This is a genomic window from Paenibacillus sp. JNUCC 34 (assembly GCF_058269055.1).
Genome location: NZ_CM177770.1, coordinates 5,237,852 through 5,259,647 on the forward strand (window position 1 = coordinate 5,237,852; position 21,796 = coordinate 5,259,647).

Consider the following 21,796-nt stretch of genomic DNA (forward strand, 5'->3'; position numbering starts at 1 on the left):
AGCAAGGGAGAGATTTTCATTTATGGATTTTATTTTGTTTATTAAGGCCATTATTCTCGGTATGGTGGAGGGCTTGACCGAATTCGCTCCTGTATCCTCTACAGGCCATATGATCATTGTTGACGATATGTGGCTGCAATCGGAAGAGTTTCTGACCAAATATGTAGCCAATACATTCAAGGTTGTCATTCAACTGGGCTCTATTCTCGCTGTGCTTGTCGTTTTCAAAGACCGTTTCCTCGATCTTCTGAACATTAAGCGCAAAAAACCGGAACTGGGTGCCCCTGTCGGAACCGGACGTTTGAAGCTGACCCAAGTTATTGTTGGATTGATTCCTGCTGGTATACTGGGTGTATTATTTGAGGGCTTTATCGATGAACACCTGTTCTCTATAGAAACGGTATTGATTGGTCTAGTAATCGGCGCTATTTTCATGATCATTGCAGACAAATTCAGTAGCAAAAAAGCACCTACTACCGTTACAGTTGACCAGATCACCTACAAGCAGGCGTTCAGTGTCGGTCTGATTCAGTGTTTGTCTCTCTGGCCTGGATTCTCCCGCTCGGGATCTACGATCTCAGGTGGTGTTATGCTAGGTATGAATCACCGCACTGCTGCGGACTTCACCTTCATTATGGCCGTGCCGATCATGTTCGGTGCAAGCTTCCTGTCCTTGTTGAAAAACTTGGAGTACTTCACGATGAGCGCGCTGCCGTTCTTTATCGTGGGTTTCATTAGCGCATTCGTGTTCGCGCTGATCTCGATTCGCTTCTTCCTGAAACTGATCAACAAGGTCAAACTCGTACCGTTTGCGATTTACCGTATCATTCTGGCGGTTGTCATTTATTTTGTTTGGATTTTCTAATCGGTGACACGCAAAAAAGGGCGTTCCCCAAGGTCAATTGTGGCTTGAGGGAACGTCCTTTTGTTTGTTTTCAATTGGGAGGCGCTCCATTTCGGTTGGGAGACGCTCCACGTACGAAACATTCCTTTGTTCCTGCTGTTCCTGTTCTGAGACGCTCCGCATACGAAACATTCTTCCGATTGCTGTTGTCCCCGAATTTCCTTCGAGGACAGTGACTATTCAATACTCCCTCAGAATTCAGTGAGTGTTGCATAAAGTGCAACACTACTCCGAGATATAGCGGCGAAGGACAGATTGTTGCACTTAATACAATAATAGGGATGGTAAATTCTTTATTTACCTCTCTTCAGGAGGGATTGTTGTATATTCTACAACAATATCAGTTGGTTCAGACATTCTGCTTCTCCAGTGTTGTATTACATACAACATTACTTATCCCATCATCACATTTTATCATTGGTAGCAGCCTATTCAGACGTTAGACAGCCCCCTTTTCCTATTAAGACGAAATAAGGCATTCAAGACTCCTCGATTATCCATTTTATTCAAAAACAACTTAGTGTCGCTCACCTCTAACAAAACAAAGAGGAACACCGGAAGTGGCTGCTTCACGGATGTTCCTCTTAGACACATATATTGCTAATAAGCCCTGGGCCAGTCACTTATCCTTGCGGCTTCAGTTGGACCGGCTGGCCCGTACGGGCTGACTCGTAAGCGGCAAGCCCCACACGGGCGGACAGATAACCATCCTCGCCTGTAACGAGAACTGGCTTTCCTTGGGCGATGCTGTCCACAAAGCTGTTGATCAGCTCGGTATCCATATCATCACCCCAGTAACTCCAGTTGGCTTTCTGAGCTGCATCACTGTACAAATCGTTCTTCTGGGAAAACGCATCGATGGAGAGCGTCCCCTTGGTTCCGATGATCTCTAATGTCACATCGCCCCAAGTCGGGAAACTGCTAGAGCGGGACCAGCTTGGATCCAGCACAGCAAACACACCGTTCGCAAACTTCACATGCACCATGCCTGCGTCATCAATGTCCGTGTCATGAAATAACGTTTCTGCGTGGGCATATACTTCCTCAGCTACGCTGCCTGTAAACCAGTGCATCAAGTCCATGACATGGACGGTATGATCAAAAACCGCACCGCCGCCGGAATGCTCCTTCTCAAGGAACCAGCCGCCGGGCATCGTACCGCGGTTCGTACCTTTCATGGCTAGAATATCACCGATTTTGCCTTCGTCAATTGCCTGCTTCGCCTGGCGGACCGCTGTCAGGAAGCGGCACGGGAATGCTGTCATCAGCTGAACGCCCTGTTCCCTGCATACCCGGATCATACTTATCATTTCCTCTTCGGACAAGCCAAGCGGCTTCTCGCAGAGCACATGCTTGCCTGCTTCCGCTGCCTTAAAAGTGAGCTCCGCATGTCGCGCGTTTTCCGAGCAGATCACAACTGCATCGATGTCCTGCGCAAGCAGCTCGTTATAGTCTGCATAGTAAGGAATTCCTCGACTGGTAGTGAACGGAGCTACACGTTCAGCATCCTCATCAGCGATGCCGATCACTTCTACATCACTTCGCTGGATCATAGCGTTCAGATAGCTGACAGCATGCATATGGGCAAAGCTGATAAATCCTACTTTCATCTTGTTCATGACGTAATCCCTCCCATACGGACGGGTTGTCCTGTTTGAGCCGAATGTTCGCATGCAAGAGCAATTTCAACAGCCCGACAAGCGTCAGCTATGCTGACAAGCGGCTCGCTGCCCTCGCGAATGCATTCGATAAAATGTTTCACTTCATCATAATAAGGATTATGTAGAGTCGGGCTCGACGGCACTTGAACCGCTACCTTCTGATCGTCTCCGCCAGTGGCGACCTTCAAATCAAGCGACTGTACCTGGTTGCTGTCAAAACGGATGATTCCCTCTTTGCCGGATATTTCAAACTGGGTAGTGAACGGCCCGGCGTATCCCCAGAATCCGGTCAAATTGGCGATAGCTCCACTGGAAAACTTCAATGTCACCTGGGCATATTCCATGGACAGGGACGGCTTCGTAACCGAAGCATATACGGATTCCACGTCTCCGAACAACCAGCAGGCAAAGTCGATGTCATGAATCATCAGATCCATAATGACTCCACCACTCTTGGAGCGATCACGGTACCAAAAACTCACTCCTAGTGGATAGGAACCGTGACGTTTGAAATGTGCCATTTTAGCCTCGCCGATTTTTCCGGATCGTACCTGATCGAGCGCATTCCGGTAGTTCGGGAAGAAGCGGACAACGTGGCCGATAAACAGCCGAACGCCATGCTTACTGCATGCGGCTTCCATCGCTTTGGCGTCTTCCAGAGTCAAAGCCGCAGGCTTTTCACAAATAATATGAAGTCCTCGCTCGGCAAGCTTTAACACAAACGATTTGTGCAGATATGTCGGTAAACATACGACTACCGTATCCGGCTTTACCTGCTCAAGCATCTGCTCCCAATCCTTATATGGCACTGCACCGCAGGCTTCTGCAGCCTGATCTGCACGCTTCTGAATCAAGTCTGCAACGCCAGATACTTTAACACCGGGCATCTTCCCCAGGTTATGGGCATGGGTCATGCCCATCGTTCCACAGCCGATAATGGCTATGTTCATGGAAATCCCTCCATTCTACTTCTTGTTAAATTGTTTGATCCGTCATAGCCCACTTGACCGCACCGATGATGCCAGCACGGTTGCCAAGCTCTGCCTTGGCAAGACGCACAGGCAATACGCACAGCTCTTGGAGTTTCTCATTCAGCGCCTTGCTCCATTTTGAGTACCCGTCGGACACCCCCCCGCCCAAAATAATAACTTCCGGATCATAGGCCTGCTGCACAGAAATCAAGCCTCTGGCGAGATCGGACAAATAATCATTCATTGCATCTGTCGCTTCTTTATTACCTTCCTCGTAAGCCTGTACCAGATACCGGCTGCTCCATTCTGGATTCACAGACTTTGCAATCCGGCTCAGCGCAGTACCGGAACACTTTGTTTCCCAGCAACCGCGTTGGCCGCAGGTGCAGGCTAATCCGTCTTTATCCACGATTAGATGGCCGATCTCCGCGAATCCGCCTCGCATGCCCGGCAGTACGCTTCCTTCACAAAAGAAAGCGCCACCAATTCCGGTCCCAAGAGCGATAAGCATAAAGGAATGAACCCCTTTACCCGATCCAAGCCATGCTTCACCCCAGGCTGCTGCGTTCACATCATTCTCAACCGAGACACGGCAAGAGAACTGCTTCTCGATCTCTTTTTTGATTTCCGTGCCGGTCCAGCCCGGCATATTATCCGTAGCATAGACGATGCTGCCTGTGGAACGATCTACCCGGCCGGCAGTGCCGATGCCAATGCCACAAATCTCTGCTTCTCCGGCTTGCTGTTCAAGAGACCGGATCAAGCTCACGGCCGCTTCCATAATCCGGTCTCTGCCTTCCAGCGCGGGGGTTGTGACAGCGAGCGGTTCCGTCATGTTGCCGTCTGTATCGACCAACGCTCCTTTGATCTCAGTTCCACCAATATCCAGTCCAATCCAGCGTTTCATTGGTTCAGACACCCTCACTTTTCCTCTTTAAGTTATATTCCAAATTACATCAGATTTGCCCGTTATGATAATTCTGAAATTCTTTATAAGAGAACCGCTGAATGGCTTCACTCTCTCCTGCTCTAGATATTCTATTTCACAGCGCGAATCCCCTCCCTGATTGACGTAATTTTATGACCGGTAAAATACATGCTGTATATCGTATGTGTTGTTATTTATTTCAATCATTAACTGTCGAAATAGTAGATTTTTCTTCGATGTGCTTTCTTTTTTATTCACAAAAGTTCCATAAATCGTTATTGTATATAGATGCACTCAAACAATCAGTCATAAGAAATTTATAAAGATCAGGTGATAACGTGAATGTCTTGGCTATGAAAGATCTAGAAAGGTATACAGAGAATACGGTGGTATTTCCGGCATTCAGCCTGGAAATCGCACAGCATGAAATTGTGGCCCTATACTCAAGCATGAATGTAAGAAGCACCCTATTACAAATGTTTATTGGGAAAATCCCCTTATCTCGCGGCGAGATATCCATTGGGCAGACAACATTGTCTGGGAATCGGGCGGAGTACCTTACAAACCTGGGCATATCCTTTCTCGATGACGGGCTTTATGAACGCCTTACTGTAAAAGATCTCCTTATTTTTGCACAGAAACTAAGCCGATCTCCATGGCCCATAAATGAAGTATTAAGGTTGGTCCAGCTTGAGATAAAGAGTAATGTGCGTGTTTCCAAGCTAACTTTCTCCGAAAAGAGAAGAGTTCATTTTGCGCGCCTGCTTATGATGGATCCAGCGTTGTTCGTATTCGAAGAGCCTGTCCAGAATGTCGATAATGAGACGAGGCTTGTATTTACCCGAATCATCAACGCGCTATCCGATAAAGGCAAAAGTGTGCTCATTTTTACCGGCAACATGGAGACAGCCCTTAGCGTAACCAACAAGGTATTCCGATTGGACGAAAAAGGACTGCACCGTTATGAAATTATAGATGAGACGGAGCAGCATATCGCTGAATCGGACATTCCGGGCGAGACACCCGCTCTGCCTCTCGACGTTGATTCCATAGAAGAACAAAATCCCCCGACTCAGGAGGATGAAATATCAGAAATATTCGTCCAGCCTGTCCGGCTCGAGAAAATCCCGACCAAGATGAACGATAAAATGATTCTGTTCGACCCGCCAGAAATCGATTATATCGAGAGCAGTGACGGACAATCGAATATTTATGTTAAGGGCGATGCCTATCCTTGCGTCTTCAAAATCAATGAATTGGAGGAACGGCTTCAGCCATTTGGCTTCTTCCGCTGCCACCGCTCGTACATCGTCAATCTGCAAAAAGTTAGAGAAGTGATCACATACACACGTAACAGCTTCAGTTTAGTATTGGATGATCAAGCCAAATCTTCGGTTCCATTATCCAAATCCAAAATGGCAGAGCTCAAGGAGATGCTCGGCTTAAAAGCGTGATCCATTCACCTGTCTGTATGCTCCATTCACCTTTAAAACCGCGCTGTTACAGCATTATTAATGCTCCATTCATGCCTTGTTCTGCGCCGTTCACCCCTTAAGCTGCTCCTTTCGATGGGATTATAATGCGGCCATTTCCGAAGGGGCGTAACATGAGGATATCGAAAAACGAATGAGCAAACGGAGGTACATAGCAGTGGAAAACATTATTGAAGTGACATCCTTAGGAAAAACTTTTTCCGATCATCGAGCTTTAAAAGACGTTTCCTTTCAGGTACGTAAAGGTGAAGTGTTCGGATTTCTCGGACCGAGCGGTTCCGGTAAAACAACTACCATTAAAATCCTGACCGCGCAATTGAACCAAACCATTGGAGACGCTTATGTATTCGGAGTGCCCGCACATCGTCTTAAAGAAGCAACATACCGCAAAAAAATCGGTGTTATTACCGACAACAGTGCTTTGTACAGCCGATTGAGCGTATATGATAACCTGAAATTTTACTGCGATTTGTATGAAGTTCCATATAGCCGGATTCCTGAGGTATTAGAAATGGTGAACTTGGCTGAAGAACAGAAAAAAATCGTATCCAAGCTATCCAAAGGGATGCTGCAGCGTGTGACTCTGGCACGTGCCTTCCTTCATGAGCCTGAGCTATTGTTCCTGGATGAGCCAACCTCGGCACTGGATCCGGGCAATACGAAACATATATATGAAGGACTCTTAAAGCTTAAAGAAAAGGGAACGACCATCTTTTTGACCACACATGATATGAATGAAGCGGAGACGCTGTGTGACCGGATCGCCTTTTTGCATAACGGAGCGATTCAACAGCTGGATACACCGAAAAATCTCCGCAAGAAATTCGGAGACGACACGATAACCGTGGAACTGACCGATGGAAGCAAAGTGACGGTTAAACGGGGACCTGAAGGTGCAGAGAAGCTCTTTCATTATATGAACGAGGATCGTGTATCTTCGATTTATTCAAATGAGCCTACACTTGGAGACATATTTGTGGAAATTACGGGGAGGGAATTGGCATGACATTTTCACTAAAGAGATCACTAGCTATTTTACAAAAGGATTATAAGGACGTTTCAAAAAATATGTATGTAAGCTTCTCGTTGATCATGCCACTGGCGATGGCCGCATTTTACGGCCGGATAGGCGAAAATACGATCAACGTCGTGTACATGGTGATTAACCTCGCTCTCACTCTCGTGGCAACCTATTTACAGAGCGCCCTGATCGCTGAGGAAAAAGAAAAGAATACGCTGCGTGGACTGATGCTTTCACCTGCAAGCCCGCTTGAAATTATTGGTGGCAAAAGCCTGCTTAGTTTGATTGCAACGATCATCGCTCTAATCGGCTGCGGATTACTATTAGAATACCAACCAGGAAACATGGTTGCTGTAGGACTGGCACTCTTTTTATCCTGTATTTTTTACATTGGTATCGGCACGCTGCTCGGTCTGGCTACCAAATCTGTTATGGAAGCATCCATTGCCGTTCTGCCTATTGTCTTCTTTTTCAGCTTTACGTCTTATCTCACTCCTTTGATGGAAGATTATCCGATACTAGAAATCTTGCCGAACATACAGCTGGTTGATCTCGCGAATAAGGCTCAGGCTGGAATCAGCTTCATGGGCGTCTTGTTTAATATAGGAATCATCTTGCTGTGGGCCATCGTTATTAACGCGCTTGCTTATGTCATGTACAAAAAACGTATGGTAGATGAATAGAAGGCAGCTATAGGCAAAAAAAACAGCAGGCCGGAACAATTCCGGACCTGCTGTTTTCGTTCGAATACATGATCTATACTTTAAACTTGGACAACTCTTTGCGAAGTTCTCCGACTACAGCTTCCAACTGCTGTACCGAAGTCGAGATTTCCTCAATCGAACCAATCTGCTCTTCGGCAGCTGCGGCCACATTGCTTGCGTCTTTGGAGGTCAGGCTTGCAATAGATTTCATCTCTTCCACCGAAGCGCTCACCTGCTCCGAACCTGCCGACATTTCTTCGGAAGCGGCAGACACTTCCAAAATATGCTCGGCAACATTACGGGAGGCATGGAGAATGTTAGCGAACTTCTCACGTACCTCTTCGATCAGAGTAATACCTTCTTGAACATCTTTACGGCTGTCTTCCATCACATGAACAGCGTTTAACGTATCTTCACGGATCTCGGTAATGATTTGTGCGATCTTATCTGTAGATTCTTCGGATTGTCCCGCCAGCTTCTTCACCTCTTCAGCTACGACAGCAAAGCCGCGTCCATGCTCCCCTGCTCTAGCTGCTTCTATCGATGCATTCAGAGACAACAGACGAATCCGGGAAGTGATCTCCGTAATGAAACCCAAAATCTTCTCAATCTCATGGGAACGTTCACTTAGTTGTTCAATAGCTGTTCCTACCTTGGTCGTTCCTTCACCAATGTTGCCGATCTGAATAACAGTTTGTTCAACCACGGCCGCACCTGTCTCAGCATGGCCTGCTGCTTCCTGTGCAGCCTCAGAGACTATGGAGGAAGTTTCAGCAATCTTCACAATACCGCTGGCCATATCGCTCATCGACAATGCGATTTCTTCCGAGCCGGAGGCATGAGTCGTCGCTCCATCTGCAATTTGGCGAATGGAGGAACCGATAACGTTCACACTCTTTTTCGTGGAATCAATACCACTAGAAACAAATTCAGTCACATTTATAACCTGATTCGACGAATTATTCACGCCCTCGATCAGATGTTTCAAGTGAGATACCGTTTGATTAAAATCACCCGAAAGCACAGCCACTTCATCTTTTCCTCGAACCTGGAGCGTCTTTGTCAAATCCCCTTGGGCCACATCTTTCACAGCTGAGTTCAGCTGCTGAATGGGACGAACCAGACGCTCAGTGAACAGGTAGGCAATAACAATAGCTACAATCAATGAGATAACCGAAATGATCACAAGTGTATTCATCAGTTTGGCGATCGGAGTATGCAGTTCTTTGGTTGGGGCAGCAACGAACACCCCCCAGTTATAAGTTGATGGCGCATAAGCAGCCGAGTATGTTGTATTGTTCTGGTGCTTAGTATAATTAAATACACCCGATTTCCCCTGAATTACTTGTTCAAAGGCCTCGTTGACACTATCAACATTTTGTTCCTGGACGGTCTTTTGCAGAATCAGTTCCTTGTCAGGATGCCAAATAAATTCACCTGACGGGCTTACCAGAAACGCATAACCAGTCTCAGCAAACTTTTGGGTGGATACACTCTTCTGAACCGTATCAATCGGCAGCGTCGAACCTATGTATCCATACTGCTTCCCGTCTTTCATCAGCGGAACAAGCAGACTAATGACGATATTACCGGTACGGCTTGAATTTGTAGGTTCAGAGACTACAATCTTCCCCTCGCCCTTACTAATCTCCTGATGATGAGCACGACCAGAATAGTCCGTTGATTCCCCGAGGAAATTGATGACGTTTTTGGCTGTTAGATCATACGAAAAAAGGAAGGTTTCAAATTCCTCATTTGTCTCCTGTGCCTTCTGAATCAGTTTTAAATCCTCTTCCTTATTCCCAGTAAACAATTTTCCGACAGCCTCAATCTTGGCAATTTCAGTGTCAATAAATTCATTGATTTCCCTTGCCAAATTTTCCGCGTTCAGTCTCGCCTCTTCATCAATGCTTTTTTCTAACAGGCCAGAAGCGTTTTTATAGCTTACTATCGTGACGGATGCCAAACTGAGTACCAGAAGCAGGCAAATCATACTAATCATTTTTTGCTTAAGACTTTTAAGCATTACAGTAAATCCTCCCCCAATAAAGTTCCGGGGCCCTATCCGATCATCTGTCCGCTATGTTTTGCGCAATGTTCTTTTTGTAAGAGGACAAAATCTCCATCCAAATTAAATATTTTCAGCAAAATTGTTCGGGATAAATTAGGCGGTAAGACTCCACATATGTTCTTATCGGCATCAACTTTTCACTTTTTAAGTGAAAACATGAAAATTGCATAAAAAAGTTATTTTCATAGATATCCTTCATCCATCTAAAAATACACAAAAAAAACAGCAGGCTGGAAAAATTCCAGACCTGCTGTTTTCGTTCAAATACTATTGCAACCATTTTTTATCGAGAGCGTCGAACTTGCCTTGAAGCTCCATTTCATCCATCCACATTTCCAGGTAGCTTGCATATTCAAAGTCACCACGAGGAATCATGTAACCTTTTTCACTGTTTGTGAAAGGCTTGTCTGTCAGAGCTGCATACAGTCTGGAATCAGCCTTTGCATAAGTGATTGCTTCTACAGTATCCGTAATCATAACATCATAAGTGCCGTCTGCAACCAAGTGAGGGATGTCCAGGTTGTTAGGAACAACGGTAACATTAGCCTTAGTCAGGTGCTGGCGAACAAATACTTCGTTTGTACCACCTGGGTTTACACCGATACGTACTGTCGGTTTGTTAATATCTTCGATAGACAGATATTTGCCTTTATCTTCTGCACGGATCAAAGGCGCTTTACCGAAGGAAACATAACCTTGGGATACATAAGCGGTTTTTTGTCTAGCTGTGTTACGGGTAACACCACCAACAGCGATATCAAATTTGTCATCCTGCAGGTCTTTCATCATGGTCGACCATGTCGTGTTCACAAAACGCACTTCAACACCCAGATCTTTACCAAGTTCAATCGCTGCATCAACGTCGTAGCCTTCATACTTATTCGTTTTAGGATCCAAATATGTAAACGGTTTGTAGTCTCCGGTCATACCTACCCGAATATATCCTTTATCAATGATTTTATCCAGTTGAGATTGAGCTTTCTTTTGTTGTCCCGGTGCTTGCTCGGAAGCCGATTTTGCGGATGCGGATGGTGTGGTAAGCAGCTCGTTAGCGGCGAAGCCTGTTCCTACCAATGATAAGCTGACTACGCCAGCGACTACTATTTTCTTCCAATTCTTTAACATGTGTTGTTTCCTCCGATTTCTTCTTGTTGATTAGTTTTGTTGCTTTGTTGCTTTGTTGCTCTGTTGTTTCTAAAAATACTGCTACTTACCCAAGTCCAACCCTTACAGGCATCCCCCCTTTCAAGTGCCGTGCACACCGAACTTGGGAGTAGCATCATTTGATCTATACTTTAAACTTAGACAGCTCTTTGCGTAGTTCTCCGACTACAGCTTCCAGCTGCTGTACCGAAGACGAGATATCCTCAATCGAACCAATTTGTTCTTCGGCAGCTGTGGCCGCTTTACTTGCGTCTTTAGAGGTCAGGTTCGCAATGGATTTCAATTCTTCGACCGAAGCGCTCACCTGCTCCGAGCCTGCCGACATTTCCTCGGAAGCGGCGGACACTTCCAGAATATGCTCGGCAACATTGCGGGAAGCATGAAGAATGTTAGCGAACTTCTCGCGCACATCTTCGATCAGCGTAATGCCTTCCTGAACATCTTTACGGCTCACATCCATCACCTGAACCGCGTTTAACGTATCCTCGCGAATCTCGGAAATCAGGCGTGCGATCTGATCTGTAGACTCCTCTGACTGCCCGGCCAGCTTCTTAACCTCTTCGGCAACGACAGCAAATCCGCGTCCGTGCTCACCCGCTCTAGCTGCTTCGATTGATGCATTCAGAGACAACAGACGGATCCGAGAAGTAACCTCCGTAATAAAGCTCAAAATCTCATCAATTTCATGGGAGCGTTCATTCAGTCGTTCAATAGCCGTTCCAACCTTGGACGTACCTTCACCAATGTTGACGATCTGAATAACAGCCTGTTCAACTACAGCCGCACCTGTCTCGGCATGGCCCGCTGCTTCCTGTGCAGCCTCGGAAACCATCGAGGAAGTCTCGGCAATCTTCACAACGCCGCTGGCCATATCACTCATAGACATTGCAATTTCTTCCGAGCTGGAAGCATGGGTAGTCGCCCCATCGGCAATTTGACGAATGGAGGAGCCGATAACATTAACATTCTTTTTCGCGGAATCTATGCCGGTGGAAACAACTTGGGTTTCGTTCATCACCTGGTTGGAAGAATTCGTTACACCCTCGATCAGGTGTTTCAAGTGAGCTACGGTTTGGTTAAAGTCACCCGAAAGTACAGCCACTTCGTCTTTTCCTTGAACCTGAATCGTCTTTGTCAAATCCCCTTGGGCTACTTCCTTCACGGCCGAGTTCAGCCTCTGAATTGGACGAACAAGATGTACAGTGAACCGGTAAGCAATAACAATAGCCACAATCAGGGCAATGATTGAAATGATCACAAGCGTATTCATCAGCTTGGTAATCGGAGCATACAGTTCTTTGGTTGGGGCAGCAACGAACACACCCCAGTTATAAGTTGACGGCGTATAGGCAGCCGAGTAATGTGTATTGTTCTGGGTATATTCAAAATTGCCTGATTTAGATTGCATTACGTTATCGTAGGCGCTGACCAATTCTGGAATATTGATATCTTGGACGGATTTTTGCAGTACATAATCCTTATCCGGATGCCACATGAATTTACCAGAATTGCTGAGGAGATAAGCATATCCTGTTTCTCCGAATGTTTGAGTGGATACACTCTTCTGAACCTCGTTAATCGGCAGAGTCGATCCCATATAACCATACTGCTTGCCGTCTTTCATCAGTGGAAGAATCATCGTAACGATGTTATTACCGGTACGTTTGGACACTACAGGATCAGAGATTACAACCTTCCCCTCACCCTTACCAGACTCCTGATAGTGAGTACGGTCGGACACATCCGTTGTTTCTCCGAGGAAGTTAATGACGTTTTTACCTGTTAAGTCATACGAGAAAAAGAAGGTTTCATATTCCTCATTTAATTTCTGTGCCTTCTGAATCAGTTTTAAATCCTGTTCCTTATTCCCTGTAATCAGTTTTCCGATAGACTCAACCTTGGCAATTTTAGCGTCAAGGAATTCATTGATGTGCAGTGCCAGGTTCTCAGCGTTCAGCATCGCCTCTTCATTAATGCTTTCTTTCAACAGACCAGAAGCGCTGTTGAAGCTTACAATCGAGACGGATGCCAGACTGAGCAGCAGCAGCAGACAAATCGCGATAATCATTTTTTGCTTAAGACTTTTAAGCATCACAGTAAATCCTCCCCCAATATAGTTCCAGGGCCCTATCTCTTCATCTGTCCACTGTTTTTTGCGTAATGTGATTTTTGGCACAAGTACAAAGATCTCCATCCAAATTAAATATTTCCAGCAAAATGTTTGGGATAAATTAAGCGGTAAGACTCCATATATGTTGTTATCGGCATCGACTTTCCAGTTCTTGAGTGAAAATATAAAATTACAGAGATCAGTTTAATTTCAGAGGTGACTTTCACCTATCAAAAAGCAAGAACAGCCCCCCCTAAAGTACCATAACCACAGACCCATTAGGTCGCGGGACGATTTCCACTTCAGCAAGCTCTATCTGAGACGCCGAATAAATTGAGGGCTCCACAAAAAGAGACTGTTCGCTGCAGATCACGCTGCTGCGAGACAGTCTCTTTGTTTTATCGATCGCTTTTTCGCTGTGGGTTCCAGCCATGCTCCTGCTGTCGTTCGTTATAGGCGCGCATTGCATCCGCAGTACGGAAGACAACTTAGTCCATATATCCGGCAAGTCCTTTTTTCATGAGATAGTCCATCTCACTATCCAAAATATTTTCTACCGTCAGCTCGTCCAGCTTTACATCCTTGCGGCTCATGACGTAATCCACCAGGTCATCACTATCGATATCGATATCTCCTTTAGCGCCCTTGTGCGCGTTATCGATATAGGCCTGTTCATGCTTCAGTACAAGCCGGATGTCTTGCGGAGTGGCCTTCGTTTTGCCCCCAATATATTCGACAAGCTCTTGCTCGTTCACTGTTTTATCCATTGTTATTCAGCTCCTAGAAGTAGATTACCGCCATTGTAACAGAAAGTGATTCACGGGGAAAATAGAGGGTGCGTGTGACGCTTCGCGTACATACCCTTCCGTTCTATCTAGAATGAATCAAAAAGAAGATATTACACAGCTAAAAAAAGGAATTTGCACCTCTCTTCGCGAATTGTTTATCGTAAGTTATCTGATTATCATGATGGAGGTAACCATGGAGAACAGTGGACTCGGGGGAAAAAGCATCATTCTCAGACTGGAAATGAACACGCAGGAAATCAAATTCGGGCAGGTAGCTTCCGCTATTTTTGAAGCCGGCGGCGATATGGTGGCGATTGATGTTATTCAGGCCAGTGGCCATATTACAGTTAGGGATATTACAATTACCGTGACGGACAGTGTGGACATCGACAAGATCACAAAATCCGTCAAAAACTTGCGCGGCGTCCGCCTCGTCAACGTTTCCGACCGAACCTTCCTGATGCATCTGGGGGGCAAGATCGAGACACAGCCCAAAGTACCGATTCAAAACCGTGATGACTTGTCCCGTGTATACACGCCTGACGTAGCCCGGGTGTGTACAGCTATCCAAGAAGATCCTAAAAAAGCATACACTCTTACGATCAAAAGAAATACAGTTGCTGTCATTTCGGATGGAAGCGCTGTCTTGGGTCTCGGCAATGTCGGACCTTATGCAGCTATGCCGGTCATGGAAGGGAAATCCATGCTGTTCAAACAATTTGCCGGTGTCGACTCGTTTCCGATCTGTCTGGACACGCAGGATACCGAAGAAATCATTGCCAGCATCAAAGCAATTGCTCCCGCTTTTGGCGGCATCAACCTGGAGGATATCGCTTCCCCCCGCTGCTTCGAGATTGAACAGCGGCTCCGGGAAGAACTCGACATTCCTGTGTTCCATGACGATCAGCATGGCACAGCCGTCGTACTGTATGCCGCGTTGATCAATGCGCTAAAAATCGTAGGCAAGTCCATTGATCAAGTCAAAGTTATCGTCTGCGGAATCGGGGCTGCGGGTGTGGCCTGCAGTAAAATTTTATTGTCCGCAGGCGTTAAGGAAATCATCGGCGTAGACCGGGAAGGTGCCCTTGCTTCAGGAAATGCCTATACTAACTGCATGTGGCAGTGGTATGCGGAGAATACCAATCCACACCGTGTACAAGGTTCATTGCGGGAAGTCATTCAGGGAGCAGATGTCTTCATTGGCCTATCAGCAGGCGGACTGCTTTCCCGCGAAGATGTGTTGTCAATGGCCGATAAGCCCATCGTATTCGCAATGGCCAATCCGAATCCGGAAATTAAGCCGGAAGAGGTCGAGGATATTGTAGGCGTCATTGCTACCGGACGTTCGGATTACCCGAACCAGATCAACAACGTATTGTGCTTCCCTGGTATTTTCCGTGCCGCCTTAGATTGTAGAGCTACCACTATTAACGAAGAGATGAAGCTGGCTGCTGCCGAAGCTATCGCTTCTGCCGTATCAGATGAGGAACGAAATCCCTCATATATCATCCCAAGTGTCTTTAATCAGAATGTCGTTAAAGCCATCCGTGAACTCGTTGTTAAAGCAGCGATCAGTTCCGGGGTTGCTCGTAGATTCCCACGAGAATACACTTAACTCTACTAATGATCGGATGCGTAAAAAGCATCCGGTCTTTTTATGCGAATTTGGTTTAGGGACTACAATCGAGAGGAGTGAATACAATTGGAAATTAGAACACCCACATCAGCTGAACTTGAACTAATTCTGACTATGTCGCCGCAAGCTTTATTTGAAGGAACGCTTGGTGATGTAATGCCGACGAGTGAAAAAATTAAAGGGCTTGTTGAACCTCTCTTAGCAAAAGGCTGTCGCTATTTCATCGCTGTTGAAGGTGGTGACTTAGCTGGATGGATTCTTTTCGGTAAGAGCAAAGATCAATTTACAGATACGCCAATCGGCTTTATCTATGAGCTATTCGTTCTGGAACAATTCAGGGGAAAAGGGTATTCAAAACAATTGTTATCCAAGGCACTAGATCACTTTAAAAGTGAAAAATTACTTGAAGTACGTCTTAGCGCTTTTTCAGGTAATCATGCCATTAAACTGTATGAGAAAGCAGGCTTTCATGTAAGAACGGTGACCATGAGCTTGAACTTATAAAGCGCGAGTCCAAAAACCCACTATGCATTAGCTCCAAATTCATTTATAATGGATTGGAAAACTTTAGGAAGCAGGTGAATCCGTTGGTATAATTTATCGTATCCATCCTTCTATTCTTTGAAAACTAAATATAACGGAGGGTCCGATAAAATGAGTCATTTCCAACGTATTATTGAACGTTTAGATACCATTTTGGCAAAGTTCGTACAGGATGAGGCTGTTCCAGGGCTAGCGGTTGGCATCGTACGAAATCAGGAAATATTGTATGTTAGCGGATTCGGGACGACCGACATCCGTACGGGTTGCCCTATAGGGAAAGAAACGATGTTCCATATGGCTTCCGTCTCCAAAACATGTGTGGCAACGGGGATTATGCAGCTTGTCCAGCAGGGAAAGATTGAACTGGACTCCCCTGTAGTTCAGTATTTACCATACTTCAAGCTGAACGACCATAACTATGCTGATATAACGGTCCGCCAACTTCTCAATCACACTTCGGGTATGCCGGACGAGGATGATTTTGAATGGGATCGGCCTGAATTCGATGAACACAGCTTGGAGAGATATGTCAGACGCATAGAGAATCACCGTTTGTTGTCTACACCAGGCGAAAAATTTGCATACAGCAATATCGGTTACGAAATATTGGGCGACGTCATCGCCAAAGTGTCCGGTCTATCCTTCGAGGAATATATGAAGTCCCTCCTTCTGGAACCTGCACAGATGCACGGAAGCTCTTTTTTTAAAAGCGACATCCCATCTGACCAGTTAGCAGCTCCCCATGTTCACGGATTTAAGGAAGGCTATGGACCGGAATCAAGCGATATTTTTCCGTATCACAGGGCTCATGGACCGAGCTCTACACTGTACAGCAGCGCAGAAGAAATGTGCCGATATATGATCTTTCAACTGAACCGGGGAATGACGTCAGAGGGCAAGCAGATTTTACAGCCTGAAGGGTATGGACCATTATGGGAAGAATATGCCGAGACGAATTACGGCAGCTGGATGAACGGCATTGGTCTCTCCTGGTTTCTGGGGTCTTATAAAGACTGCCGCATCATGTCGCATAGCGGTAGGGATACGGGCTTCCGCAGTAATCTTATGCTCATGCCCGATCAAGGCTTAGGCTTAGTGCTCATGACGAACTGTGATTATATCGGACTTAAAGTCGTCTCAACATCCATCATCGACCTACTTCTCGGTGAAGATATAAGGTATGTTAAAAAATCACTGGCCCACCATCTGTCTAAAATCACGATCACTTCTGATGTCGAGGCGGCTTGGCGGGAGTACAGTTCCATGTCTTCGCACGATCTGGAGCGCTATCTTATTCTTGAAGGTGAATTCAATTTCATCGCTTATACTATGATGGAAAAAGGTTTTCTCACCGAGGGAATCAAAGTTCTTGAATTATCTGTACAGCTCTTTCCGGAGTCATCCAACCTATATGATAGTCTTGGTGAGATGTATTTGTCGGCAGGAGACCCGGTTGCGGCTCTTCGGAACTATGAAAAATCGGTTGAGCTTGACCCCACTCACCGTGAAGGTGAGATTATGATTGAAAAACTGCGGGCTTCTATGTAAGAAAGGATTCCAGTCCCTCCTATCATCAACTTCAGACCCACATGAGGAGTAAATATCATGAACAAAAACACACTCGTTCGAAAATTCAACAAGCAGGCATCCATGTATGAACGAAACAGCAGACAGCGTACGCTCGGAATGTGGAGAAGCCGACTGCTTCAAGATGTACATGGAAAGGTGCTTGAGGTTGCCGTCGGGGCTGGAGCCAATTTCCCTTATTACAATCAAGATACAGTTGACCTGACCGCGGTTGACTTCAGTCCAGAAATGCTAAAAAGTGCACGGCGGATGGCCTCTGAGCTTCAGTTCAAGGTGTCATTTCTAGAACATGACATCGAGACACTCGAGTTGCCGGAAAGGTCCTTCGATTGTGTGGTTTCCACCTTGTCCCTGTGCGGTTACGATGATCCGTTAGCTGTGCTGAACAAAATGAACCGCTGGTGCCGGCCCGGAGGACACATATATTTGCTGGAACATGGGATCAGCTCCAACCGGTTGCTCGGTTTTACCCAACACCTGATTAATCCCGTTGCCAGGCGCATATCGGGTTGTCACTTTAATCGGGATATGCTTCAGATCGTTCACGACTCCGAAGTTGAGATTGTGAACACCGAACGATACTGGGGCGGAATGGTTCACCTCATTTGGGCGGTATCCACCTAAGCAACGGCTAATAGACACAACAGCAACATAAACACAAAAGGGGCATTCCACAGGGAATGCCCTTTTGTGTTTATATATCACATCCTAGAGGAAGGGTGTGACCCGCCTGGATTCGTAAAAGTTCCAAAGCTATCCGGATTTGCTTGCCCAGCCATGAATGGCCCCGGACTTCCCATGGCACCGCTTTGTATATGAAGTCCGGTCATAGTGGACTCTGGTGCAGGCTGATAGGTGCTCAAATACGTCTGGGCTGTTCCCTGTTCAAAGGTAGGCACCGGATACTGACCCTGCTCATTCATGAACAGAAATACTTCGTAAGCCTGATTAATGCAGCTGACGGAGCTGTTCGTAAGCGCCCGGCGCAGGTTGATATCCGTGCATTCCAGCGCGGCTGTCGTGCAGTTTTTTGCACTGTTTTTATGCGCAATAAGCATGGCTGAAGCGATTTCGTTATCCGTCATTACGGCATCGGGATGCGGCGTAACGGTCTGAAGGTTATTGATCCCGTATTGCACGTTCTGATGGATTCCTTGTACGCCGGCCGCCGAAGACATGAGCGGATTCATACGGGAGTTTCCAGTCATGCCGATGCCACGTGTAAGTGCAACAACTTCATTATAGGAACGTATCCCTTCCTGTTGATGACGCTGGATCATGCTTTGCAGCTGCGGATTTTTGGCTTGGGAAGCATAAAAACCGAAATGGTTCATCATATTCATTTTTTCAGCTAGAACCTCATGGGTATCCATGACTTCATGAGCTCCAAGTTTCATAGGAAATCACTCCTTTGGTATAGGTTGCAACCAAGGATAATCTTTCCGATGTATTTATCAATTATTCACCTGCTGAATGTTTTTACTCATAAAATACCGCAGTGAGGGCCCTCAACACTAGTTATCCCAGTTCCATACTTCAACCCGTCCAAGCCCGAATCTTCGAAACTCCGGTACCTGCTTCAGCTTCTCCAGTTCTCTTACGGGCCCGGTAACTGTAGCGCCGTACACTTGAATGCCATTATGATTCAGATAGGAAAGTCGCTGTTTATCCTCATGGACACCATAATAATTCACATGGCTTGTTAGCCACTCCAAGTCTTTCATCATTTGTTCTTCAGCAAGTGCTATGTCCTGTTTAGTTAAACGGAGAGATTCTCCCCCTGCCGTTCCGTTTTCATGAAAAGTAACCAAGGGCCGGAGCGTTAAATGAGGAGGGTAAACTGTATCGTTGGTTGATACATAATTGGACACTTTCACATCCGTCATTTCTCCGGAATATACCGCCATTCCTGTGACCCAAAGATCATATTCAGACAAAACTTCCATAAACTCCTTCGGTGTCATTCCCTTTCCAAGCGAAAACCACATCTCAGCTACAAAGCCGTCCTCGATATGACCCAGTCGTTCCATCTCCGGGTCTTTTTCACCAATCCGTATGGTATCTCTCCCCCCATAAATCATGGACATTGGAAACCCAATAAAAGGGCGTCTGTCCCCCTTATAATATTTTTCATCTTCTTTAATCGAATACCTAAACTCGCCAAACAAGCTTTGCTCCGCATGCAATTCACCTGTTATGACACTCCACTCTCCAACCTGCCTGTAGACCTTGGTTGTCACGGTTTGCTTCAACAATGGGCTTAGAGAAAGCATTCTGAAATCTTTGTCTATTTTCATCCCGCTCCCCTGCATCTCTGCTAAGATAGCGACTGCACGTGTAAACTGGGCATTTTTTCCCGACTTCTCGAAATACAAATGTGCTCCCCACATATAAATCGAAAATATAATGGTCAGCAGTATGACAAGAGCGATGATATCTACTTCCCACCTGATTCTCTTGCCCCACTTTAACCGCTGCTTCTTGCGCTCCAATAAATCCGGAGAGAAATTGTCCGTTCCGGAATTCCCCATCATCTCATCACTCATAAACGTATCCATCCTCCCTACCCTCTCATCTGTATAACACCGCTCCCCCTTAGAATGTTTAAAAAAACAGCACAAAAAACGCTGCACCTGCGGCCAAAGCCAACCGCAAATACAGCGTCTCTAATTATAAATATTTACTTCGTTTCGGTCGGAACCTCGTCCCAACACTCCACATTTGTAAGTCCCGGAATACTATCCTTCGTAAACACCGGATCTTTTCCGGCCTTCCTCTGTACCGTATAATCCTTGAGTGCAGCGAAGGCAATTTTGGACAACAGCATAATAGCAATCAGGTTCACGATCGCCATTAAGCCCATAAACAGATCTGCCATATCCCATACGAGCTTCACACTCGTAACGGAGCCAAACACAACCATAGAAAGAACAGCAACCCGGTAAACCCAAATCCAAATCCGTTTGGAATTCAAAAACTCGATATTGGTCTCACCGTAATAATAGTTGCCGAGCAATGTGCTGAAGGCAAACAAAAATATCATAATAGCGAGGAAATCGGAAGCCCAAGAGCCCATTTGCATCCCTAGAGCCGCTTGAGTAAGCTCTATTCCGTCAAGTCCTGTCTGTTTGTAAGCTCCTGTGAACATAATCATAAATGCCGTGCTTGTGCAGATGACCAATGTATCAATGAGTACTCCCAGAGACTGAATAAGTCCCTGCTTCGCCGGATGGCTCGTTGTTGCCGTAGCAGCAGCATTCGGCGCACTACCCATGCCCGCTTCGTTGGAGAACAAACCGCGTTTAATGCCGTTCATGAGAGCAGCACCGAACGCACCTCCAACCGCCTGCTCAAAGCCGAATGCGCTTTTTACAATAACGGAGATTACTTCCGGAAGGCGTGTGATGTTAGCCACTATGATAAACAACGCAGCGCCCACATACAGCACCGCCAGCACAACTACGATCCATTCGGACCATTTTGCAATCCGCTTTACACCACCAAATATAATGGCACCAAATATTAAGGCCATTACAATGCCCACCGTCAGGCGATTTGTACCGAAAGAATTTTCAAACGCGACCGAAATCGTGTTGGATTGAACGGCATTAAACACAAGACCGAATGACAGTGTAATGAGGATCGCAAACAAAGCACCCATCCAGCGTTTATTTAGTCCAAACTCCATATAATAAGCCGGACCTCCGCGGAAACCACCCGTTTTTCTATCTTTTACTTTATATATTTGCGCTAATGTACTTTCAATAAAGCTAGAAGCTGATCCGATAATCGCAATAATCCACATCCAGAACACCGCACCCGGACCGCCAAGCGATATAGCCAGCGCTACACCCGTAATGTTACCCGTGCCGACACGCGCAGCCATACTAATCGCAAACGCCTGAAACGGTGAAATGCTGCCCGGTTCACTGCTTTTGCCCTCCCGGATAACACGCAGCATTTCTCTGATCAATCGAAACTGCAGGAATCTGCCTCTAAATGTAAAATAAAGTCCTCCGCCGATAAGCAAAACAATTAACAGCTTCGACCAAAGGAAATCGTTAATTATATTGATAAAACTTTGTACTACCTGCTCCATAGAATGTTCCTCTCTGTGTATAGTCTGGATGTTAATAGTTCTTCCGAACTTATTATTATAACCTGTTTCCCGGCCCCAAAAAACGCGGAAAAATATGGAATCTGAAAAAACCGCTC

18 protein-coding genes are annotated in these 21,796 nt (G+C 46.0%); 8 read left to right on the forward strand and 10 right to left on the reverse strand.

The window, feature by feature from the left end; all coding sequences use genetic code 11:
* The first annotated feature begins 22 nt into the window (after positions 1-22).
* Positions 23-865: an undecaprenyl-diphosphate phosphatase gene (locus tag AC2TF5_RS24300; protein WP_491299666.1), complete on the forward strand. Its 843-nt coding sequence runs from the start codon at positions 23-25 to the stop codon at positions 863-865.
* Between the two features lie 662 nt (positions 866-1,527).
* Here AC2TF5_RS24300 and AC2TF5_RS24305 read toward each other — a convergent pair.
* Genes AC2TF5_RS24305 through AC2TF5_RS24315 form a run of 3 tightly spaced genes read right to left on the reverse strand, consistent with a single transcriptional unit; the run spans position 1,528 to position 4,455 of the window.
* A complete protein-coding gene (locus AC2TF5_RS24305; RefSeq protein WP_491299667.1) occupies positions 1,528-2,523 on the reverse strand; it encodes a Gfo/Idh/MocA family protein in 996 nt (331 codons plus the stop codon).
* A complete protein-coding gene (locus tag AC2TF5_RS24310) occupies positions 2,520-3,515 on the reverse strand; it encodes a Gfo/Idh/MocA family protein (protein WP_491299668.1) in 996 nt (331 codons plus the stop codon). The genes AC2TF5_RS24305 and AC2TF5_RS24310 overlap by 4 nt, the downstream gene beginning before the upstream one ends.
* Before the next feature lie 25 nt (positions 3,516-3,540).
* The gene (locus AC2TF5_RS24315) at positions 3,541-4,455 is read right to left on the reverse strand and encodes an ROK family protein (RefSeq protein ID WP_491299669.1); all 915 of its coding nucleotides are present in this window, start codon (positions 4,453-4,455) and stop codon (positions 3,541-3,543) included.
* Positions 4,456-4,817: 362 nt separating this feature from the next.
* Here AC2TF5_RS24315 and AC2TF5_RS24320 point away from each other — a divergent pair, with 362 nt between their 5' ends.
* The 3 genes from AC2TF5_RS24320 (at position 4,818) to AC2TF5_RS24330 (ending at position 7,661) form a co-directional block, all read left to right on the forward strand.
* The gene (locus AC2TF5_RS24320) at positions 4,818-5,918 is read left to right on the forward strand and encodes a LytTR family transcriptional regulator DNA-binding domain-containing protein (protein WP_491299670.1); all 1,101 of its coding nucleotides are present in this window, start codon (positions 4,818-4,820) and stop codon (positions 5,916-5,918) included.
* A gap of 196 nt (positions 5,919-6,114) precedes the next feature.
* Positions 6,115-6,963: an ABC transporter ATP-binding protein gene (locus AC2TF5_RS24325; RefSeq protein ID WP_491299671.1), complete on the forward strand. Its 849-nt coding sequence runs from the start codon at positions 6,115-6,117 to the stop codon at positions 6,961-6,963.
* Positions 6,960-7,661, forward strand: a complete 702-nt coding sequence (locus AC2TF5_RS24330) for an ABC transporter permease (RefSeq protein WP_491299672.1) — start codon at positions 6,960-6,962, stop codon at positions 7,659-7,661. Before AC2TF5_RS24325 ends, AC2TF5_RS24330 begins: the two co-directional genes overlap by 4 nt.
* Before the next feature lie 73 nt (positions 7,662-7,734).
* On the opposite strand, the gene AC2TF5_RS24335 is transcribed toward AC2TF5_RS24330, so the two are convergent.
* The 4 genes from AC2TF5_RS24335 to AC2TF5_RS24350 all read right to left on the reverse strand — a co-directional run bounded on the left by AC2TF5_RS24335 (position 7,735) and on the right by AC2TF5_RS24350 (position 13,794).
* Positions 7,735-9,708 (reverse strand): methyl-accepting chemotaxis protein, encoded by a 1,974-nt coding sequence (locus AC2TF5_RS24335; RefSeq protein WP_491299673.1) that lies wholly within the window; start codon positions 9,706-9,708, stop codon positions 7,735-7,737.
* 312 nt (positions 9,709-10,020) lie between these two features.
* On the reverse strand, positions 10,021-10,878 hold the full coding sequence (locus AC2TF5_RS24340; RefSeq protein ID WP_491299674.1) for a transporter substrate-binding domain-containing protein: 858 nt from the start codon (positions 10,876-10,878) through the stop codon (positions 10,021-10,023).
* Between the two features lie 163 nt (positions 10,879-11,041).
* Positions 11,042-13,009 carry a methyl-accepting chemotaxis protein gene (locus tag AC2TF5_RS24345; RefSeq protein WP_491299675.1) on the reverse strand — a complete coding sequence of 656 codons (1,968 nt, stop codon included), beginning with the start codon at positions 13,007-13,009 and terminating at the stop codon, positions 11,042-11,044.
* Between the two features lie 506 nt (positions 13,010-13,515).
* Complete coding sequence (locus tag AC2TF5_RS24350; protein ID WP_491299676.1) at positions 13,516-13,794, reverse strand: hypothetical protein; 279 nt, start codon at positions 13,792-13,794, stop codon at positions 13,516-13,518.
* Positions 13,795-14,008: 214 nt separating this feature from the next.
* On the opposite strand from AC2TF5_RS24350, the gene AC2TF5_RS24355 reads away from it, so the two are divergent.
* The 4 genes from AC2TF5_RS24355 (at position 14,009) to AC2TF5_RS24370 (ending at position 18,205) form a co-directional block, all read left to right on the forward strand.
* Complete coding sequence (locus AC2TF5_RS24355; RefSeq protein WP_491299677.1) at positions 14,009-15,430, forward strand: NAD-dependent malic enzyme; 1,422 nt, start codon at positions 14,009-14,011, stop codon at positions 15,428-15,430.
* A gap of 87 nt (positions 15,431-15,517) precedes the next feature.
* Complete coding sequence (locus AC2TF5_RS24360; RefSeq protein WP_491299678.1) at positions 15,518-15,955, forward strand: GNAT family N-acetyltransferase; 438 nt, start codon at positions 15,518-15,520, stop codon at positions 15,953-15,955.
* Positions 15,956-16,105: 150 nt separating this feature from the next.
* The gene (locus AC2TF5_RS24365; RefSeq protein ID WP_491299679.1) at positions 16,106-17,542 is read left to right on the forward strand and encodes a serine hydrolase; all 1,437 of its coding nucleotides are present in this window, start codon (positions 16,106-16,108) and stop codon (positions 17,540-17,542) included.
* 57 nt (positions 17,543-17,599) lie between these two features.
* Positions 17,600-18,205 carry a class I SAM-dependent methyltransferase gene (locus tag AC2TF5_RS24370; RefSeq protein ID WP_491299680.1) on the forward strand — a complete coding sequence of 202 codons (606 nt, stop codon included), beginning with the start codon at positions 17,600-17,602 and terminating at the stop codon, positions 18,203-18,205.
* A 77-nt stretch (positions 18,206-18,282) separates the two neighbouring features.
* Here the strand turns inward: AC2TF5_RS24370 and AC2TF5_RS24375 are convergent, their stop codons facing one another.
* The 3 genes from AC2TF5_RS24375 to AC2TF5_RS24385 all read right to left on the reverse strand — a co-directional run bounded on the left by AC2TF5_RS24375 (position 18,283) and on the right by AC2TF5_RS24385 (position 21,680).
* Entirely contained in the window at positions 18,283-18,978 is a 696-nt protein-coding gene (locus AC2TF5_RS24375; RefSeq protein WP_491299681.1) for a spore coat protein, read from the reverse strand.
* Positions 18,979-19,095: 117 nt separating this feature from the next.
* Positions 19,096-20,139 (reverse strand): anti sigma factor C-terminal domain-containing protein, encoded by a 1,044-nt coding sequence (locus tag AC2TF5_RS24380; protein WP_491299682.1) that lies wholly within the window; start codon positions 20,137-20,139, stop codon positions 19,096-19,098.
* A gap of 122 nt (positions 20,140-20,261) precedes the next feature.
* Positions 20,262-21,680 (reverse strand): alanine/glycine:cation symporter family protein, encoded by a 1,419-nt coding sequence (locus AC2TF5_RS24385; protein WP_491299683.1) that lies wholly within the window; start codon positions 21,678-21,680, stop codon positions 20,262-20,264.
* Positions 21,681-21,796: the final 116 nt, after the last annotated feature.

Bases quoted from the DNA above. Each gene is read 5' to 3' on its own strand.
- AC2TF5_RS24300 (WP_491299666.1), top strand. From the start codon at position 23: ATGGATTTTATTTTGTTTATTAAGGCCATTATTCTCGGTATGGTGGAG.
- AC2TF5_RS24305 (WP_491299667.1), bottom strand. From the start codon at position 2,523: ATGAACAAGATGAAAGTAGGATTTATCAGCTTTGCCCATATGCATGCT.
- AC2TF5_RS24310 (WP_491299668.1), bottom strand. From the start codon at position 3,515: ATGAACATAGCCATTATCGGCTGTGGAACGATGGGCATGACCCATGCC.
- AC2TF5_RS24320 (WP_491299670.1), top strand. From the start codon at position 4,818: ATGAAAGATCTAGAAAGGTATACAGAGAATACGGTGGTATTTCCGGCA.
- AC2TF5_RS24330 (WP_491299672.1), top strand. From the start codon at position 6,960: ATGACATTTTCACTAAAGAGATCACTAGCTATTTTACAAAAGGATTAT.
- AC2TF5_RS24335 (WP_491299673.1), bottom strand. From the start codon at position 9,708: ATGCTTAAAAGTCTTAAGCAAAAAATGATTAGTATGATTTGCCTGCTT.
- AC2TF5_RS24340 (WP_491299674.1), bottom strand. From the start codon at position 10,878: ATGTTAAAGAATTGGAAGAAAATAGTAGTCGCTGGCGTAGTCAGCTTA.
- AC2TF5_RS24345 (WP_491299675.1), bottom strand. From the start codon at position 13,009: ATGCTTAAAAGTCTTAAGCAAAAAATGATTATCGCGATTTGTCTGCTG.
- AC2TF5_RS24350 (WP_491299676.1), bottom strand. From the start codon at position 13,794: ATGGATAAAACAGTGAACGAGCAAGAGCTTGTCGAATATATTGGGGGC.
- AC2TF5_RS24355 (WP_491299677.1), top strand. From the start codon at position 14,009: ATGGAGAACAGTGGACTCGGGGGAAAAAGCATCATTCTCAGACTGGAA.
- AC2TF5_RS24365 (WP_491299679.1), top strand. From the start codon at position 16,106: ATGAGTCATTTCCAACGTATTATTGAACGTTTAGATACCATTTTGGCA.
- AC2TF5_RS24370 (WP_491299680.1), top strand. From the start codon at position 17,600: ATGAACAAAAACACACTCGTTCGAAAATTCAACAAGCAGGCATCCATG.
- AC2TF5_RS24375 (WP_491299681.1), bottom strand. From the start codon at position 18,978: ATGAAACTTGGAGCTCATGAAGTCATGGATACCCATGAGGTTCTAGCT.
- AC2TF5_RS24380 (WP_491299682.1), bottom strand. From the start codon at position 20,139: ATGGATACGTTTATGAGTGATGAGATGATGGGGAATTCCGGAACGGAC.
- AC2TF5_RS24385 (WP_491299683.1), bottom strand. From the start codon at position 21,680: ATGGAGCAGGTAGTACAAAGTTTTATCAATATAATTAACGATTTCCTT.